Here is a 15,360-nt window from a genome sequence, read left to right as displayed (position 1 = left end):
TCCTGCTTCCGGCGGGCTCGTTCCCGATGCGTTCGAATTAGCCATAGCTGATTCGCCTGGCTCCGCCCTCATTCACATATTTGGGAACGTGCCTTAACTTGACCGCTGTTCTCGTGTTTCGCTATGACGGCCCGCGTAAGTTCTCGCTTGGAGGCGACCTTGAAAACTTCTTCCCCCCTCTTTGCCGGCGCCGCGGCGCTTGCCCTCTCCGTCATCGCGCTTTCGACACCGGCTTCGGCACAGGTGGCCGACAGCATCACCATCTACAATGCCCAGCACGAGGGGCTGACGAAGGAATGGGTCGAAGCCTTCACAGAGGAGACCGGCATCGCGGTGACCGTGCGCAACGGCTCGGACCTCGAATTCGCCAACCAGATCGTCCAGGAAGGCGCCAATTCGCCGGCCGACGTGTTCCTGACCGAAAATTCGCCGGCCATGGCACTGGTCGACGGCAAGGGGCTTTTCGCTCCGGTCGATCTGGCGACGCTCGAGCAGGTTCCGGAACAGTTCCGCCCGGCGGACGGCCACTGGATCGGCATTGCCGCCCGCTCCACCGTCTTTGCCTATGACAAGACGAAACTTTCCGAAGACAAATTGCCGAAATCCATGCTCGATCTCGCCAAGCCCGAATGGAAGGGCCGCTGGGCCGCATCTCCCTCGGGCGCCGATTTCCAGGCGATCGTCGGCGCGCTGCTGCAGCTCAAGGGCAAGGAGGCGACGGCGGACTGGCTCAAGGGCATGAAGGAGAACTTCACCGCCTATCGCGGCAATTCCACCGCGATGAGGGCCGTCAATGCCGGCCAGACCGAGGGCGCGCTGATCTACCACTATTACTATTTCGGCGACCAGGCGAAGACCGGTGAAAACTCGAAGAACGTCGCGCTGCATTATTTCAGGAACCAGGATCCGGGTGCATTCGTCTCCATCTCCGGCGGCGGCATCCTTGCCTCATCCAAGCACAAGGAACAGGCGCAGGCCTTCCTCAAATGGGTGACAGGCAAGGGCGGCCAGGCGGTGTTGCGTGACGGCACGTCCTTCGAATACGCGGTCGGCAAGGGTGAAGCGTCCAACAAGGCGCTCGTGCCGCTCGACGAATTGCGGGCGCCGAAGGTGGAGCCCTCGACACTCAACAATGCCAAGGTGACCGATATGATGACGGCGGCCGGCCTCCTCTGAGATGCGGCAATAAGTTTGCTCTAATACTCAGCAATAAGTGTTGCATGGAGACATCGCAGGGCTTACCTGCGATGTCTCATGTTTTTCGGGTCTTCCATGAGTTCCATCACTGACACCAGTGTTCCAGTCGCACCGCGCCGCCGCATGCCGGCGGCCTCGTCCTGGACATTGACCATCGCGGTCGCGGTGGCGGTGATGGCGCTCCTGCCGCTCGGTTTCGTGCTGTGGGCAACCGCCGTCACCGGTTGGGAAACGGCCGCGCTGCTCATCTTCCGCGGCCGGGTCGGTGAATTGATGGTCAACACCATCCTCCTGATTTTCTTCACTGTTCCGATCTGTACCGTGGTTGCTGTGTCGCTTGCCTGGCTGACCGAACGCAGCGACCTGCCGGGCGCACGTCTATGGTCCTGGCTCGCGGTGGCACCGCTTGCCGTGCCCGCCTTCGTGCATTCCTACGCCTGGATCGGCATGTGGCCGAGCCTTCACGGGCTTTTTGCCGGGGTGGCGATCTCGGTCGTCGCCTATTTCCCCTTTCTCTACCTGCCGCTCGCTGCTGCCTTCCGCCTGCTCGATCCGGCGCTGGAGGATCAGGCGGCCTCGCTGGGGCTGGCGCCTTTTGCCGTTTTCCGGCGCGTGGTGCTGCCGCAGCTTCGGCTGGCGCTTTGCGGCGGCATGCTTTTGATCGGCCTGCACCTGCTCGCCGAATACGGGCTTTTCGCGATGATCCGCTTCGACACGTTTACGACGGCGATCATAGACCAGTTCCAGTCGACCTATAACGGCACTGCCGCACATATGCTGGCGCTGGTGCTGGTTCTCTGCTGTTTCGTGCTGCTCGGCCTGGAAGCGGGCCTTCGCGGTTCCCGCCGTTATGCGCGGCTCGGGCCCGGCGTCGCGCGCCAACTGAAGATCATCCGGCTGGGCAAGTGGAAATATCCCTGCCTGCTGCTGCCGCTGACGGTCGCTGCCTTTTCGCTCGGCATTCCGGCTCTGACCATCGGCCGCTGGCTGATCGCCGGGGGCTCAAGCATCTGGCGGATGGACGAGGTCGGGCTTTCGCTCATCCAGACGCTCGCCATCTGCCTGATCGGCGGGCTTGCGACGACCGCTGCGGCCGTGCCGATCGCCTGGCTTTCGGTGCGCCGGCCGACCCGTGCGACCCGCTTCCTCGAAGGCTGCTACTATCTCGCGAGTTCCATGCCCGGCGTCGTCGTGGCGCTGGCACTCGTTACCGTCACCGTGCGCGTCATGCTGCCGCTCTACCAGACGGTGGCGACCATCGTGCTCGCGTATGTCGTGATGTTCCTGCCGCGGGCGCTGGTGAGCCTGAGGGCGAGCATCGCCCAGGTGCCCGTGGAGCTGGAGCAGGCGGCCGCCAGTCTCGGCCGCTCGCCCGGCAATGCGCTCTGGTCGACGACGGTCAGGCTCGCTGCCCCTGGCGCCGCCGCAGGCGTGGCGCTCGCCTCGCTCGGTATCATCAACGAACTGACGGCGACGCAGATGCTGGCGCCGAACGGCACACGCACGCTCGCCATGGCCTTCTTTGCACTGACGGGCGAGATCGACTATGCCGGTGCTGCCCCCTATGCTCTGCTGATGGTCATCTTTTCCATGCCGCTCATATGGCTTCTCCACTACCAGTCCAAGAAGATCGCCGGGCGATGACGCTTCTCCAACTCAATTCCCTGCGCAAACGATACGGCATGGTGGCCGCGCTCGACGGCATCGATCTTTCGGTCGCGGCCGGCAGCCGCACGGCGATCGTCGGACCGTCCGGTTGCGGCAAGACCACGCTGCTGCGCCTCGTCGCCGGCTTCGACCAGCCGGACGAAGGCATGATCGTGTTCGGCGGGCAACTGATGGCGGACGGTTCGGCCCAGGTGCCGGCGCACAAGCGCGGCATCGGCATCGTAGCGCAGGACGGCTGCCTCTTCCCGCATCTCACGGTAGCGCAAAACATCGGCTTCGGACTGAACGCGGAGCGGGCCGTCAAGGAGGCGAAGGCGGCGGAACTGATGGGCATGGTGGGCCTTGACCGTGCCATGCTTTCCCGTCGGCCGGACCAGCTTTCCGGCGGCCAGCAGCAGCGCGTGGCGCTCGCCCGCGCGCTTGCCCGCAAGCCGAGGCTGATGCTGCTCGACGAACCGTTCTCGGCGCTCGACACGGGACTTCGCGCCGCCACCCGCAAGGCGGTGACGGAAGTGCTGACGGCGGCCGGCATCACCACGCTGCTCGTCACCCACGACCAGGGTGAGGCGCTCGCCTTCGCCGACCAGGTGGCGGTGATGCGGGCCGGGAAGTTCGCGCAGGTGGGCACTCCGCGCGAGGTCTATTCGAAGCCGGTCGATCCGGTGACCGCCGCCTTCCTCGGCGAGGCGATCGTGCTGCCGGCGGTGATCGGCGAAGGCCGCGCGGAAAGTCCGCTGGGCCTCCTGCCGGTCGACGATACGGCCTATCGGGGCAAGGCCGAGATCATGCTTCGGCCGGAGCAGATTTCGGTGACGCATGCGAGTGGCGAAGGAGCCCCGGGCACGATAGCGGAGATCAATTTCTGCGGAGCGACCTCGGATGTTCGGATCACGCTCGGTGGCGCAGAAGCGTTTTCCTTCCGCCTCGACATTCCGAGCCGCGAGGCGCTTTTTCCCGGGGATCGGGTGATGATCGGTGTCTCGGGGACAGCGCACGTTTTTCGATAGCCGGGAACCCTGGAACCTTCCTTCACGTTATGCGGCCATCAACAAGAAGGAACAAGTTCCATGCTGAAATGGGCTCTCATCTTCCTCGTCATCTCGCTGATCTCCGGTTTTCTCGGTTTTTCCGGCATCTCGGCGGCCACCGCAACGATTGCGAAATTTCTCTTCTTCCTCTTCCTCGTCATCTTCCTGGTATTCCTCGTGCTGGCGCTCATGGCCGGCGGCGCGGTGATGTGACGCCCTGGAAGAGGGATCTGCGGTAGCCCGCAAATCCAAGAGGCTTGCCGATCTCGGCTCCTTCTCGGTCTTCCATCTCCGAAAAGAAAAAGCCCTGCCGAAATTCGGACAGGGCAAGTTGGGGAAAACCCACCTCAGCAAGGCAGGTGCGTCGCGTTTGGCACATCTGATGTCGCTTCACGAGGTCAGTTCGCGGCGATTCGGTACGGTCGTGAAAGAAATTTGCAGCCCGGTCATCTATGGGGGCAGCTTTAGGTTGGCCGGGCTGCGCCGTTCAGTTCCTGAATGTGGTACACGGCACGCCCGCCGCCTTGATACGGGTGCAGAGTTCGGTCGCTTCGGCGCGGGTCGCCCTTCCGATCCTTGCCGCATATCTTGGCCGGTAGCCGAAGTTGCCGCCCTTCTGCCGGACGATCAGGGCGCGTTCGCTGCCAAGCGGCTCAGGAAGTTTACCAATCGCGCTGACAAAGAGCCGGCTTGCGACCGTGGGATCATAATGGGCCGAAAGCTGAACACCCCAGGGGGCCCAGTCGGCAGAGCCGATCAGGACAGGCTCCTGCAGGCGCCGCGTCTCGGCGAGTTCGACGCAGCCTTCCATGAAAGACTTGTCCGCATCGAGGGGAGGGGCGGCGGTTTCAGGCGGCTTGTCCCTCCAGGTCTCGACGGTATGTCCTGTGATGGCGAATACATAGTCCCGGGTTTCGATCGGCAGACGGTCGGCCTTCAGGAAAGTCTGGAGGCCAGCTTCGCCGGCATTGTAGGCCGCTGCCGCGAGGCCGAGATTGCCAAAACGGTCACGCAGCTCACTCAGATAAAGGGAGGATGCAGCGAGAGCCTCGATGACATCAAAGCTGTTTGCAAGCCCGCGGAGCTTCGCGGTCCCCGGCATGAACTGGGCGATGCCCTCCGCACCTTTCGGGCTCACGGCTTCGGCGCGGAACAGGCTTTCCCGCCAGATAAGGCGCGCGAAGAATTGCGGCGGCACAGCGTTGGCGCGTGCGACATGCTCCATTACCCGGCACAGATCGCGATCATAGCTTTCTCGCCCGATGCAGAGCGCCTGGCCATCATTCTTTGCGGAACGTTCATAGAGGCAGGCTTTGGACGCAGCCTCCTCGTCCGCAGTCAGACCGATCGAGGGAAAGGTCGCCGCCGCGGGCAAGGCCAGCATTGCCATAAGGAGATGATGGATTGCCTTCACCGCAAGCTCACCCATGGCAAGGCAGGTGGCGGTTATCGTCGCTTGACGACGCGGCTGAAGAAAGGGCTTTCATGCCGGCGATGATAGCACACCGCAACGGTCCGCAGGTGCCGGCGGTAACGGCATGCTCGAACTCCCGCTTGTCTGTTCCCGGCCTGTGCTGATCCTAATACTTTTGCGGTATGGTCGTAATCGTTTGTCTGCAATTCATCCACCAAGATGGAAATTCTCCCTGACGAGAAGCGCGCGCAAGATAGCTGCATTATGGGCTGTAAGGGAGAATGACGATGACCGGTAAAGATCGCTCGGAGATCGACAGTGCGCGACGACATTTGCTAGGCCTGACCGCTGCGACGACCGCCAGGATCGTGGCAATGGGTTCGCTCGCCGGCACGATCATTTCTTCATCTTCGGCAGAAGCCGGTGGAAGGGCATGGTGGAAAAAAGGGGGGGACAAGCCGGGCAAAGGCCCTGGAAAGAACCCCATGTGCCTGCTGCGCGGCACCTCGATCATGACACCGAAAGGTGAAGTCCCTGTCGAGGAGCTTCGCATCGGCGACCTGGTCGAAACGATTGGCGGCAAGGCGCTGCCGATCAAATGGATCGGCCTTCAAACCTACAAATGCAGGGGGCCGACCTGGAATATGGACGTGGTGCCGATTCGCATATCGCCATCCGCCCTGGATGAAGGTACGCCGAAACGGAAGCTCTATCTCTCCCCCGGCCACTCTCTCTACATCGACGGTGTTCTCATCCGGGCCAAGGATCTCGTCAACGGGACCACGATTGTGCCCGAACTGCCCGCGGACAGCCGCGCCATCGAATATTTCCAGATCCTGCTGGACGCTCACCAAGTCATCCTGGCCGAAGGGGCACCCGTCGAGAGTTTCCAACTCAATGCAGACAATTATGAGGGCTTTACGAACTTCGCCGAGTTTGCGCGTCTCTATCCGGCAGACGTCAACCTCACCATGAGCGCCTATGCGCCGATCGTCGGCTATGGTGGCCGCGAGCACCTGAAGGCGCTTTTGCGGTTGGCCTCGGCGGGGCTCATTCGAGCACGGACGCCAACGCGGGACGCCCACGTGAGACTTGCCGCCCGGGGTGAAAGAATCGCCTGTTGATCAGGACGGACGGGATCGGGAATCCACATCTAAAAGGAGATCGGAATGGTGGGCGTGACAAGGATCGAACTTGTGACCCCTACGATGTCAACGTAGTGCTCTCCCGCTGAGCTACACGCCCATCCGATGGCGGCGCATAGACCATAGACTGGTCGGGCCGTCAACTGGTTTTTGAAACGAAATGCGAAGGTTTTTTGAAGGCTCCGCATTTCCGGACTTTTCGCGGCTCAAGCGGCGAGCAGCTTGTTCACTTCATCCACAAGATCGCGCAGGTGGAAGGGCTTGGAGAGGACCTTGGCGTCCTTCGGCGCCTTGGAATCGGAGTTGAGCGCGACCGCCGCAAACCCGGTGATGAACATCACCTTCAGGTCCGGGTCGAGTTCTGTCGCGCGGCGGGCAAGTTCGATTCCGTCCATTTCGGGCATCACGATATCGGTCAGGAGCAGCGAGAAAGGTTCCTCGCGCAGCCGGTCGTAGGCGCTTGCGCCATTGTCGAAGGAAGCCACCTTGTAGCCCGCCTTTTCGAGCGCCTTCACCAGGAAGCGGCGCATATCGTTATCGTCTTCGGCGAGAAGGATTTTCTGATTCATCTCCGGGGACCGTATCCAATGCAGATTTCAAAGAGTTTGAGAGACCTATTACACTGCCAAGACGCGGTAAACATCCGTTTAATGGAGGTGGAAGAGGAGGGTGGCGAGGTATAGATAGTATGGACTTCGCGCCGGGCAACTGGCAACATGGGTTTCCGAACAAGTTCGTGACATGGTAAAGGCAGGATGGATTGCAGCGCGGGTGATTTTGAGCATTTCGAAGTAAGGGAGCCCGCAACGCAGACCATCCCCTTCGTTTTCAATTCGCCGCATAGCGGCCGGCTCTATCCGCCTGCCTTCCTGGCTCAGGCCAATCTCGATGCGTTGTCGATCCGCCGTTCCGCGGATCATTATGTCGACGAGCTGTTTGCAGATGCACCGGAGCTTGGCGCGCCATTGCTGCTCGCCCATTTTCCGCGCGCCTATCTGGACGTCAACCGCGAGCCTTATGAACTCGATCCGCGCATGTTCGACGGGCCGTTGCCGCCTTTCGTCAATATCGGTTCGATGCGTGTCGCGGGTGGTCTCGGCACGATCCCGCGCATCGTTGCCGAAAACATGGAAATCTATCGCCGCCGCCTGTCTGTCGAGGAGGGCATGTCCCGTGTCGAGGCGATCTACAAACCTTATCATGCCTGCCTTAGAAAGCTGATCGCCCGTACCCACGCCCGTTTCGGGCTCGCCATCCTCATCGATTGCCATTCCATGCCCGGCAATATCCGGCTCTCCGGCTCCGACGTGCGGCCGGACTTCATCATCGGCGACCGATATGGCACCAGCGCGTCGGCCGAGCTTTCGCGCGCTGCACTGCATTTCCTGGGTGAGATGGGTTTTTCGGCCGTGCGCAACAAACCTTATGCCGGCGGCTTCATCACCGAGCATTACGGAAGGCCGGTCAGGGGGCTGCACGCCCTGCAGATCGAGGTCAACCGGGCGCTCTATGTGGACGAAGTAACACTCGCCAAGAAGCCGGAATTCCCGGCGATTGCTGCAGCCCTTTCCACCTTCATGCGGCAGATGGCCGATTTCGTCGTCGATTTCGCCGGCGGCAACAGCGCGCTCGCCGCGGAGTAAATTCCGGGCTTCCAGAGGTTCACTGAATGTATTTTTCTGCCGATCCCCGATCGGCGGGCAAAAAAAACCGCGCTTTGGAGCGCGGCTAAGTCTAGGGAGGAAACACCCAAGGAGGGTATTTACAGTCAAAGACTGTATGACAACGCTAGTAGTGCGCTGCACAAATGTCAAGCAACTTTTTTAGTTGATTAAATTTGCGTCATTTTTGGGCGAAGTGGTGAGATTTGCGGCAGGGCTTCGCGCCGTCTTCGGCGATGGTCGATGAAACCGGTTTCCAGTTGCGGGAAACGTGATTAGAAGAAGCATCCATCCATCGAGGGGTTTCCATGCTTCCGGACCGCAACTTCTTCTACGAGCTTGCCGATGCCGCCAGGGCGGAGACGCTGCCACGCTTCCGCACCGGCGCCTATGTGACGAACAAGCTGGAGGGCGGGTTCGATCCCGTGACGGAGGGCGATCGCGCAGCCGAAACCGCGATTCGCACGCTGATTACGGAAAAGTTCCCGGAGCACGGCATTCTCGGCGAGGAGCATGAGAATATCGGTCTCGATCGCGAGCATATCTGGGTGATCGATCCGATCGACGGCACGCGCGCCTTCATTTCCGGCCTGCCGGTCTGGGGCACGCTGATCGGCTTCCAGTCGAACGGTCGCGCCAGGATGGGCCTCGTCGACCAGCCCTTCACCGGCGAGCGCTATTTCGCCGACGGTACGCGTTCCTGGTATCGCGGGCCCGATGGCGAGCGGCAGATTTTTACACGCGACTGCAAAACGCTGAGCGATGCGATTCTCTTCACCACGTCGCCCCATCTTTTCGTGGGCGGAGAGATGGAAAAATACCGGATGGTCGAAAGCAGGGCGCGGCTCTTCCGCTACGGCTGCGATTGCTATGCCTATGCGCTGCTTGCCTCCGGCCATGTGGACATCGTCGTCGAGAACGGGCTGAAGCCCTACGACGTCGGGGCGCTCATCCCGCTCATCGAGCAGGCCGGCGGCGTCATCACCACCTGGGAAGGTGGGCGGCCGGAAAGTGGCGGCAGCATCGTCGCCGCCGGCAGCAAGGCCATTCATGAAGAGGCGCTGGCGCTGCTTTCGGGAAGGTGACGAGAGGAATCAGGCGGCGGTTTCGGACAGGCCGAAGCCGCCGTCCAGGCCCGGCATGAAGGCTTCGATTGCGGCCAGCCCCTGCGCCCGGTAGATATCCCTGTCGTGAAAGAGTTCGTGGCGCGCCCCGTTGACGGTAATGAGCTGGGCGGCCCGAAATTTCCTCGACAGTTCCTCCTGCGCCCGGTAGGGCACGACGCCATCGAGCATGGGGGCGAGGATCAACGTCGGAATGGTGATCCGGGTCAGATGCGCCTGGTTCGATACACGGCGGGCGGCCTTGAAGGTCTCATGCAGCCAGCGGGCCGTCGGCGCGCCGACCGTCAGCTCCGGATGAGCTGCAATGATTTCCGCGTTGCGATGGAAGCGGGCGATGTCGGAAGTGAGCGGGTTGCCCTCGAAGGGGCGGCGGCTCTGGTCCGTACCCATCGAGATGCGGCCGAGTGCGGTCCAGGAGGCGAGGCCGGCGAGCGTGCGGATCGCGCCTTGCGGTGCGCCCTGGCCCGAAAGCGCGATATAGGGCGCCGAAAGCGCCATACGATGAATGCGGGTCGACAGCCGCGGGGCGGCCGAGAGTGCGATCAGCGCGCCGGTGGAATGGCCGACCAGAAAGAAGGGCAGGCGGGCATCCGGCAGAACGATCTGCTCGAGGAAGATTTCGAGATCCCGTTCGTAATCGGAAAAGCGGCGCACATGGCCCTTGCGCGGGTTCTTCGTCAAACGATCCGAGCCGCCCTGGCCGCGCAGGTCGAACGTGGCGACCCATAGGCCCATCGCATTCAGGTCGCGGATCGTCTCGAAATACTTTTCGATGAATTCGTTACGGCCCTGCATGACGACGACCGTGCCGACCGCCGGCGAAATCTCGGAGCGGAAGAGGCCGTAACGCAGTTTTGTGCCGCGATGGCCGGTGAAATAACCGGCCGTATAGTTCAACGGCGCCGGATTGGCCGGGGTGTGGTGGAGGACATCGTTGGCGGAGGCTTCTGCTTCTGTCATGCCGGTAAGCGATAGGCGCGGGCGGCGTAACGTCAAGGGAAAAAGAATGGCCGGGCGCCGACGAAGCCGGCATGGGCGTCCTCATGGACGATTGTCCGGATCTCGAATGCCATGGCTCAAGGCCGGCGGACGGCCCTGACCTTGCTGCTGTTTCCGCCGCCGCAGAAGAACCGGTCGCCGCCGTCGGATTCGAGCCCCGACACGTTGGCTCCGGACGGCATGCCGAGCCTTTCCAGGACTTCTCCCGTTTCCGGATCGATCCGCCGCAACTCGCTCTCGTCATTTTCCCAGGTGCCGTGCCAGAGATCGCCGTTGATCCAGGTAACACCGGTGACGAAACGGTTGGACTCGATGGTGCGGAGGATCGCTCCCGTTTCCGGATCGATCCGGTGGATCTTCCTGTCCCTGTACTGTCCGACCCAGAGGGTTCCCTCGGCCCAGGCAAGACCGGACGAGCCGCCGTCGGGCGCCGGGATCGTCGCAAGCACGCTGCCGGTCATCGGATCGATCTTCTGGATGCGGTCTTCGGCGATCTGGAACAGATGCCGGCCGTCGAAGGCCGTTCCCGCATGCGCGGGGACATCGATCGAGCGCACCACATTACCGCTTGCCGGATCGAACGCATTCAGCTTGTCACCCGACGCGAACCAGACATGCCGGCCATCGAAGGTGACGCCTGCCACCTGCTCCACATCCGGAAAGGGACCGTATTCGCGGAGGATTTCGGCTTGGGATCGTTTCATGGTTTCACCCTTTCTTTGTTTTCACGCCTCCAACCTAGCCGCTCGGCAGCGGGCCCGGGAGTAACAAGGTTGTCGGGAAATCCGATACGGGCGGAGTCATCCAGCGGCGTGCCGGTCCGCGGCCGTATGACTGCACCTTGCCCGCCGCCGCCAGCTGCTCAAGCGCCCGCTGCACGGTACGCGGGCTCAATCCAAGTGCGATCGCGAGCGCCGAACTCGACCATGACTCGCCATCGGCGAGGAAAGCAAGCACCGCCGCATGCTGCTCCTCGACGGGCGGCGCCAGCACGACGACTTCCGAGGCGTGGCGCGGCACCAGCGCAAAGCCCCGCTTCGTCGCCCTGACATCCGCCAGCGTTCGAAGCTCTGCGCGAAGCCGCCCCATTTCAACGCGCAGCCGGGCGCGATGGGATTCGTCCGCATGCCTCGCCCGGAAGGCGCGGGCAAGCAGCGTGCTCCTCGATACATCCGCGGGCCAGGCTTCGGCCAGAGCACGCAGAAGCGCGAAGAGGACCGGGCGTGTCGCAAGCGGGACTATCGTTTTTTCGTCCCGCACGACGTTGCGGCACGCGTCCACGACGAGCTTGCCCGATGCCAGCAGCGCTTCGACCTCGTCGAGCAGGAGAGGGCGTTCGTCGCCGCGGGCGACCAGCCGTGCTGCCGGTGCGCTGAAGACGAGGGAGGCGCTTTCGACCTCGGCTATCAGTGCGGGGATCTTCGCTTCGATTGCGGCCCGTCCGGCCTCGGCAAGCGCTGCGCGCGCCGCCCCGGTCCGCAAGCGCCGGATCGCTATTCCCGCAACCGCCAGCGCGCGGGCGGCCGCCAACGCCGGTGGGAGCGGTATTGGGGCGAGGCCGGCGAGAATGCGTTCCGCCTCGTCGAGGCGGCCGATGAGGAGCAGGCGCCGGAGTTCGAGGTTCCGCGCATGGGCGGCGTTGAGGCCGTCGCCATGCGCCTCGAGCGTCGCCCGCGCCGTGTCGAGCGCCCTGGTGGGCCATCTGAGCTCGCGGGAGACGAGTGCAATCTCGGCTTCGGCGACGACACACCGGGCGCGGGCCACGGCCTCCCTCGAACCGAAGGCGCGCGCGGCACTTTTGAGAAGCATCTTTGCCCGGTCGAGCTCGCCGAGTTGCGCCATGGCAATGCCTCTCAGCGCAAGGGCGGGCGCATCGTCCCGCAGGGCGACGTGCTTCAATGCGCCGAGCGGATCTCCTGCTGCGAGTGCGCGTGCCGCGGCGGTGATCAGCGAGTCCATCGGAATCCCGTCACACTTGTAACTCCCACCATCCCGATAACCGGACCTAGTTTATTCACGACCAGCAAGCAACCGCCGTACCGGAAATCGGGCGGCGGCAGGCAGTCAAATGGAGAAAAGCGATGATGACACATATGACCGGGACACGCGAAGAATGGCTGAAAGCACGGCTCGACCTGTTGAGGGACGAGAAGGAGCTGACGCGCAAGAGCGACGAACTGGCACTGCGGCGCCAGGAACTGCCCTGGGTGCGGATCGACAAGGAGTACAGGTTCGAGACCGAGAACGGGAGCGCCTCGCTGGTGGACCTTTTCGGCGGACGTTCGCAGCTTCTCGTCTACCATTTCATGTTCGGACCCGATTATACGGCTGGATGCCCGTCCTGCTCCTCGATCGCCGACGGGTTCAACGGCGTCGTTGTTCACCTTGAGAACCATGACGTGGCCTTTTCCGCCGTGTCGCGGGCACCGCTTCAAAAACTGCAGGCCTTCAAAGAGCGGATGGGATGGAGCTTTCCCTGGGCGTCCTCGAACGGCGGCGACTTCAACGCCGACTTCAGCGTCTGGTTCACCGCGGACCAGCAGCGCGAGGGCACGATCGAATACAATTTCCGCCGCGAGCCGCCGCTGGCGGGGCCCCCAGGAGGCCAGACCGTTCATGAATGGCAGCAGGGCAGCAGCGAAAGCCCCATCGCCCAGATCGCGGCTTCGACCGGGACCGATGTCGCCACCTATGCGCGCGACAGGCCGGGCGTCAGCGCCTTCGTGCTCGAAGACGGCGTCGTCTACCACACCTATTCCAGCTATTCGCGCGGACTGGATGGCCTGTGGGGCATGTATCAATGGCTCGATCGTGCGCCCAGGGGCCGCAACGAGACCGGTATCTGGTGGCGCCACCACGACAGGTATGGCAGGGGGTGAGGCCGATGCCGCTCCACCGCGACAACGCGAAAGGGAGGCCGGTCTCCGGCTGGCTGTCCCTTGCCGCGGCACCGACATTCGCGATCATGGCGCTGCTGACGGCCGCGACCGGCGGTGCGGACATGATCTGCTCCTCCGTGCACGACATGTCGCCGTTCGGAGGAATGGTGCCGATGTACCTGCTGATGAGCGTCTTCCATCTGGCGCCCTGGCTCAGGCTGCCTTTCGCCGGAGGAGGAACCGCTTCGGGCCGGTCCTGACGCGCCGTTCCGTAAGGAATTCGCGCCGGCGCGATCTGCCGGCGCAAAAAAGAAACCGGAACCGGCGGTTCAGGGAAAACTGCGCGGTCCCGGCAGAGGATGACTGAAGGGACGAATGACGTCTTCGGGAGGCAGTCCTGCTTCCCTGGTCCTGTTCTATCAAGTCGGTCCTGAACGTCACAGGAATCCCATGTTCATGCCCGGTTCATGCCGGCCGGAGGTTTCCGGAGGCGGCCCCGACGAGGCCTTGAACGGCGAGAGCGCAATGCCCATCTTCATCCTGCGGGCGCCAAAAAGGGTCCGCGTGAACGGTCCGCCATCGCCATTACGGGAGGCGGAGCCAAACGAAAACCGCAACGTCGCTTCCCAAGGAGGACATCATGCGTCACGTCGATTTTTCCCCCCTTTACCGATCCACCGTCGGTTTCGACCGCCTCTTCAACCTGCTCGACAACCGTGGCACCGTTGAACAGACCCCGAGCTATCCGCCCTACAATATCGAGCGGACCGGTGAAAACACCTATCGCATCACCATGGCTGTCGCCGGTTTCGACGAAAAGGAACTGTCGCTCGAAGCCCATGCCCATGTGCTGACCGTGAAAGGTGAAAAGAGCGAAGAAGAGGCCGGCGGCCAGAGCGAATACCTTTATCGCGGCATCGCCAAGCGCGCCTTCGAGCGCCGTTTCCAGCTTGCCGATCATGTCGAGGTCCAGTCCGCCTCGCTGAAGAACGGCCTGCTCCATATCGACCTTCTCAGGAATATCCCGGAAGCCATGAAGCCCCGCCGCATCGCGATCGCCGCCGAAGCCGGCGATACCGCGAAGACGATCGAGGCTCAGGTCACGCCGCAGCAGGTCAACTGACCCTCGGCCCTCAAGACCTCCAGTCAAAGCAGCAAGCCGAGTTTGCGGCCCTTCCCGATACGGAAGGGCCGCTTTTTTGTTTCACGCGGCCGCCGGTTCCGCGGTCGTCTCCTTCGCCTTCAGACGATTTGCGTATTTCTGGGCGATGACGGCGCAGGCCATCAGCTGGATCTGGTGGAAGAGCATCAGCGGCAGCACGATCGCGCCGATCGAGGACGACTGGTTGGCGAAGATGGCGTTTGCCATCGGCACGCCGCTCGCCAGCGATTTCTTCGAGCCGCAGAAGGTGATGGTGATCTCGTCTTCTTTGTTGAAGCCGAGCGCGCGGCTGCCGAACATGGTGATGCAGAGCACCATTGCCAGAAGAGCCATGTCGACCAGGATGACGACACCGATATCGACGGCGGAGAAGGTGTGCCAGAGACCTTCCATGACCGCTTCGGAAAAGGCGAGATAGACGACCATCAGGATCGAACCGCGATCGACCGGGGCGAGGATCTTCTTCTTCGAGCGGATCCAGTTGCCGATCCAGGGCTGCAGGATCTGGCCGGCGACGAAGGGCGCCAGAAGCTGCAACAAGATGCTTTCCAGCGCATCCCACGAAAAACCTCCGTCGCCGGTGGTCGAGAGCAGCAGGCCGGCGAGCAGCGGGGTCAGGAACATGCCGAAGATATTCGAGCCGGATGCGGCGCAGATCGCTGCCGGCACGTTGCCGCCGGCAATCGAGGTGAAGGCGATCGATGACTGCACCGTCGAGGGCAGCACGCAGAGAAACAGGATGCCGGCATAGAGCGCGGGCGGCAGGATATCCGACGGGATGAAGCCGATCGCCAGCCCGAGCAGGGGGAAGATCCCGAAGGTGGTGGCGAGGATGGTCAGATGCAGGCGCCAGTGCAGGAAGCCAGCCACCACGACATCGCGCGACAGGCGCGCGCCGTGCAGGAAGAACAGCAGGCCGATGGCGAAATCGGTCGCGACGCCGAACCACTCCGCCCACTGCCCATGGATCGGCAGGACGGAGGCGAGAATAACGGTGCAGACCAGGAAGACCGTGAAACGGTCCGGCAGAAAACGGCTCATGAGCATGTTCCTCGCAATGAGGCTTTATCTCTCGCTTATCAT

Annotated in this window: 17 protein-coding genes and 1 tRNA gene; 10 read left to right on the top strand and 8 right to left on the bottom strand. The window is 62.6% G+C overall.

Going from position 1 to position 15,360, the window contains the following annotated elements; all coding sequences use genetic code 11:
• The first annotated feature begins 159 nt into the window (after positions 1-159).
• From QEO92_RS16890 to QEO92_RS16875, 4 genes are all read left to right on the top strand, one after another.
• A complete protein-coding gene (locus tag QEO92_RS16890) occupies positions 160-1,176 on the top strand; it encodes an iron ABC transporter substrate-binding protein (protein WP_227703787.1) in 1,017 nt (338 codons plus the stop codon).
• A gap of 96 nt (positions 1,177-1,272) precedes the next feature.
• On the top strand, positions 1,273-2,841 hold the full coding sequence (locus tag QEO92_RS16885) for an ABC transporter permease (RefSeq protein WP_037156133.1): 1,569 nt from the start codon (positions 1,273-1,275) through the stop codon (positions 2,839-2,841).
• A complete protein-coding gene (locus tag QEO92_RS16880; protein WP_227703786.1) occupies positions 2,838-3,872 on the top strand; it encodes an ABC transporter ATP-binding protein in 1,035 nt (344 codons plus the stop codon). The genes QEO92_RS16885 and QEO92_RS16880 overlap by 4 nt, the downstream gene beginning before the upstream one ends.
• Before the next feature lie 60 nt (positions 3,873-3,932).
• Entirely contained in the window at positions 3,933-4,106 is a 174-nt protein-coding gene (locus QEO92_RS16875) for a DUF1328 domain-containing protein (protein ID WP_037155909.1), read from the top strand.
• A gap of 274 nt (positions 4,107-4,380) precedes the next feature.
• Here QEO92_RS16875 and QEO92_RS16870 read toward each other — a convergent pair whose 3' ends face one another.
• Positions 4,381-5,283 (bottom strand): transglycosylase SLT domain-containing protein, encoded by a 903-nt coding sequence (locus QEO92_RS16870; RefSeq protein WP_407722108.1) that lies wholly within the window; start codon positions 5,281-5,283, stop codon positions 4,381-4,383.
• A 311-nt stretch (positions 5,284-5,594) separates the two neighbouring features.
• Here QEO92_RS16870 and QEO92_RS16865 point away from each other — a divergent pair, with 311 nt between their 5' ends.
• On the top strand, positions 5,595-6,431 hold the full coding sequence (locus tag QEO92_RS16865; protein WP_227703784.1) for a Hint domain-containing protein: 837 nt from the start codon (positions 5,595-5,597) through the stop codon (positions 6,429-6,431).
• A 46-nt stretch (positions 6,432-6,477) separates the two neighbouring features.
• On the opposite strand, the gene QEO92_RS16860 is transcribed toward QEO92_RS16865, so the two are convergent.
• A tRNA-Val gene (locus tag QEO92_RS16860) sits at positions 6,478-6,552 on the bottom strand.
• A 106-nt stretch (positions 6,553-6,658) separates the two neighbouring features.
• A complete protein-coding gene (cpdR1, locus tag QEO92_RS16855) occupies positions 6,659-7,021 on the bottom strand; it encodes a response regulator CpdR1 (RefSeq protein WP_037155914.1) in 363 nt (120 codons plus the stop codon).
• 186 nt (positions 7,022-7,207) lie between these two features.
• Between cpdR1 and QEO92_RS16850 the strand changes: the two genes are divergently transcribed.
• On the top strand, positions 7,208-8,095 hold the full coding sequence (locus QEO92_RS16850) for an N-formylglutamate amidohydrolase (protein WP_037155917.1): 888 nt from the start codon (positions 7,208-7,210) through the stop codon (positions 8,093-8,095).
• A gap of 326 nt (positions 8,096-8,421) precedes the next feature.
• Positions 8,422-9,198: a histidinol-phosphatase gene (gene hisN, locus QEO92_RS16845; RefSeq protein WP_227703783.1), complete on the top strand. Its 777-nt coding sequence runs from the start codon at positions 8,422-8,424 to the stop codon at positions 9,196-9,198.
• A 9-nt stretch (positions 9,199-9,207) separates the two neighbouring features.
• Here hisN and QEO92_RS16840 read toward each other — a convergent pair whose 3' ends face one another.
• The 3 genes from QEO92_RS16840 to QEO92_RS16830 form a co-directional block, all read right to left on the bottom strand.
• Complete coding sequence (locus tag QEO92_RS16840) at positions 9,208-10,197, bottom strand: alpha/beta fold hydrolase (RefSeq protein ID WP_037155923.1); 990 nt, start codon at positions 10,195-10,197, stop codon at positions 9,208-9,210.
• A gap of 116 nt (positions 10,198-10,313) precedes the next feature.
• Entirely contained in the window at positions 10,314-10,940 is a 627-nt protein-coding gene (locus QEO92_RS16835) for a Vgb family protein (protein WP_227703782.1), read from the bottom strand.
• A 34-nt stretch (positions 10,941-10,974) separates the two neighbouring features.
• The gene (locus QEO92_RS16830; RefSeq protein ID WP_227703781.1) at positions 10,975-12,195 is read right to left on the bottom strand and encodes a helix-turn-helix domain-containing protein; all 1,221 of its coding nucleotides are present in this window, start codon (positions 12,193-12,195) and stop codon (positions 10,975-10,977) included.
• A 122-nt stretch (positions 12,196-12,317) separates the two neighbouring features.
• On the opposite strand from QEO92_RS16830, the gene QEO92_RS16825 reads away from it, so the two are divergent.
• Both QEO92_RS16825 and QEO92_RS16820 read left to right on the top strand, forming a co-directional pair.
• Positions 12,318-13,115, top strand: coding sequence for a DUF899 domain-containing protein (locus QEO92_RS16825; protein WP_227703780.1), 798 nt, complete (start codon positions 12,318-12,320; stop codon positions 13,113-13,115).
• Positions 13,116-13,120: 5 nt separating this feature from the next.
• A complete protein-coding gene (locus tag QEO92_RS16820; protein WP_227703779.1) occupies positions 13,121-13,375 on the top strand; it encodes a hypothetical protein in 255 nt (84 codons plus the stop codon).
• 177 nt (positions 13,376-13,552) lie between these two features.
• On the opposite strand, the gene QEO92_RS16815 is transcribed toward QEO92_RS16820, so the two are convergent.
• Positions 13,553-13,732 (bottom strand): hypothetical protein, encoded by a 180-nt coding sequence (locus QEO92_RS16815; protein WP_227703778.1) that lies wholly within the window; start codon positions 13,730-13,732, stop codon positions 13,553-13,555.
• A 23-nt stretch (positions 13,733-13,755) separates the two neighbouring features.
• Between QEO92_RS16815 and QEO92_RS16810 the strand changes: the two genes are divergently transcribed.
• Positions 13,756-14,238 (top strand): Hsp20 family protein, encoded by a 483-nt coding sequence (locus tag QEO92_RS16810; RefSeq protein WP_037155938.1) that lies wholly within the window; start codon positions 13,756-13,758, stop codon positions 14,236-14,238.
• An 81-nt stretch (positions 14,239-14,319) separates the two neighbouring features.
• Here the strand turns inward: QEO92_RS16810 and QEO92_RS16805 are convergent, their stop codons facing one another.
• Positions 14,320-15,318, bottom strand: a complete 999-nt coding sequence (locus QEO92_RS16805) for a bile acid:sodium symporter family protein (RefSeq protein WP_227703777.1) — start codon at positions 15,316-15,318, stop codon at positions 14,320-14,322.
• Between the last annotated feature and the right edge of the window lie 42 nt (positions 15,319-15,360).

The organism is Neorhizobium petrolearium, from assembly GCF_029854435.1.
Taxonomy (GTDB): Bacteria; Pseudomonadota; Alphaproteobacteria; order Rhizobiales; family Rhizobiaceae; genus Neorhizobium; species Neorhizobium petrolearium.
The sequence above is the reverse complement of the archived record's forward strand: the minus strand, read 5'-3'. Positions and strand labels throughout refer to the sequence as shown.